The sequence below is a fragment of the Paraburkholderia sp. RL18-101-BIB-B genome, from assembly GCF_046026985.1.
Classification (GTDB): Bacteria; Pseudomonadota; Gammaproteobacteria; order Burkholderiales; family Burkholderiaceae; genus Paraburkholderia.
This window is the reverse complement of the sequence record NZ_JARESV010000135.1, coordinates 1-2,404: the sequence shown is the minus strand read 5'-3', so window position 1 is coordinate 2,404 and position 2,404 is coordinate 1. Positions and strand designations below refer to the sequence as shown.

Genomic DNA, 2,404 nt, shown 5'->3' with positions numbered 1-2,404 from the left:
CTGGAAGTGCTGATGGCCGCGTCGCTCGTTCTTCTCCTTGGACGACAGATTCTTGCCCGGGTCAGACTTCTGCGTACGTACAGCATCCCCGAACCGGTTGTCGGCGGCCTGCTTGTATCGCTGCTGGTGTTTGCGTTGAACCGCGCCCTGCAGATCGACGTCCGTTTCGATACCACGCTTCAAGTGCCGCTGATGCTGACGTTCTTCGCCACCATCGGCCTGAATGCAGACCTCGCCCGACTGAAAGCGGGCGGGCGCTCGCTGATGGCCTTTCTGGGTGTCGTGGTCGGCCTGCTCGTGATGCAGGATGCGCTCGGTATCGGACTCGCCTGGGCACTGGGCCAGGAGCGGTTGCTCGGCCTGCTTGGGGCGTCCATCACGCTATCGGGTGGCCACGGCACGGGTGCGGCGTGGGCCAAGGTGTTTGCCGAGCGCCACGGCCTCGCATCGGCGACCGAAATTGCGATTGCCTGTGCCACCTTCGGTCTGATACTCGGGGGATTGATCGGCGGGCCGGTCGCGCGCTTTCTGATCACCCGCTATCGGCTTGCCCCGAATCCGGAGACGGAAGGTGCAACCTCGACCGGTTTCGAGGAGCCCAATACGGTACGGCCGATCACCGCGGAGGCCGTCATCGAAACCGTCGCGCTGATTGCGGTTTGTCTTGCCGTGGGTTCGGCGATCGCGTTATTGCTGAACGGTACGGCTTTCGAGTTGCCGGCGTTCGTGTGCGTCCTGTTCGTCGGTGTCGTACTGCGCAACGGGCTCGCGGTGCGCGGCTGGTATCGCGTGTTCGAGGACGCGGTGTCGGTACTCGGCAACGTTAGCCTCGGTCTCTTTCTTGCTATAGCGTTGATGAGCCTGCGGTTGGGGGATCTCGCATCGCTCGCTTTGCCGCTGTTCGTCATTCTGGTGGTGCAGGCGATCGCGATGGCGGCTTACGCCATTTTCGTCACGTTTCGGGTGATGGGGCGCAACTATGACGCGGCAGTGCTCGCAGCCGGTCACTGTGGATTCGGCCTCGGGGCAACACCGACTGCGATAGCCAACATGCAGGCGATCACAGGACAGTTCGGTCCTTCCCATCTGGCCTTTCTGGTCGTGCCTATGGTGGGGGCGTTTTTTATCGACATCGCGAATGCGATCGTCATCAAGTTGTTTTTGTTGCTGCCGCTCTATGGCTGACGGCGGACACCTGCAGGTGACAAACTCCGCGGGTCATTCGCGACTGCCGGCAACGGTGCCGCACAGAGGCTCGCCGAGTCCACCTCGCGCGGAACAGGCCAGACGGGAGATGCCGAATAATGACCAGGCACAACCCAGTGCTTCAGCGTAGCAGCAAAGCCCCCATAACACCCGGGCGCCGGCGGCTTCTGTTCATTGGCGCAATCTTGTTGCTGGCCGCGCTGGGTTGGGCGCTTGCGACGCTCATCAAGCCCGCCATCCAACGCACGATCGTCATTACAACCGGGGCGGACAACGGTATCTATCGCGGTTTTGCGGATCGCTATGCGCCCATCCTGAAACGCGACGGCATTACTCTGGTTATCCGCAGTTCTTCCGGTTCGGTCGAAAACTATGAACGGCTGAAGAATCCGGATAGCGAATACGAGGTGGGTTTTATTCAATCAGGCACCACAAGCCCGAAAGAAACCGATCATCTGCAGACCATCGCTGCCGTCTCATATGAACCGATCTGGGTGTTCTATCGTGGCGACATCACCGTCAACCGGCTCGTGCAACTGCGCGGCAAAAGGATCGCCATCGGCGTCTCCGGCAGCGGGCTGCTCAATGTCGCCCAGGTATTGCTCTCCTATAGCGGCGTCACTCGGGACAATACTTCGCTGATGCAAATGGATGCCGTCACGGCATATCAAGGCCTTGAAGACGGCAAGCTGGATGCTGCTTTTTTTATAGGCAGGCCCGACGCTCCGATGCAGCACACGCTACTCAACAGCAATCTGAAACTGATGGGTTTTGCCCAGGCCGACGCGCTGGTGCAAAAATTCCCGTCTCTCTCCAAGATCGTTTTTTCCCGCGCCTCGATCAGCATAGTGGATGACCTTCCGCAAGCTGACGTCACCCTGTTAGCCGCCACCGCTCTGCTCGTGTCGAAAGACACCATGCATCCCGCACTGGTCTACCTGCTGCTAGACGCGGCCAGAACCGTGCACGGCGCCGAAGATTACTTTACGCCGCACGGCGCGTTTCCCAACCTGAACACCGACGAATTTCCCATTTCGGACGAAAGCACGCGCTACTTCAAATCCGGTCGTCCGTTCCTGCAGCGCTACCTTCCGTTCTGGCTGGCCAGCTTTGTCGAAAGGCGTCTGCTGATCCTGGTACCGTTCATAGCCGTAATGCTCGGCTTGCTACAGGCGTTGCCGCGCATGGTGGAGGGGCG

Annotated in this window: 2 protein-coding genes; both read left to right on the top strand. The window is 60.1% G+C overall.

Going from position 1 to position 2,404, the window contains the following annotated elements:
* Window positions 1–1,185: a sodium/glutamate symporter gene (gene gltS / locus P0D73_RS46235; RefSeq protein ID WP_408436417.1), complete on the top strand. Its 1,185-nt coding sequence runs from the start codon at window positions 1–3 to the stop codon at window positions 1,183–1,185.
* Window positions 1,186–1,304: 119 nt separating this feature from the next.
* Window positions 1,305–2,404, top strand: a 1,100-nt coding sequence (locus P0D73_RS46230) for a TAXI family TRAP transporter solute-binding subunit (protein ID WP_408436414.1), incomplete at its 3' end; no start/stop codon positions are given.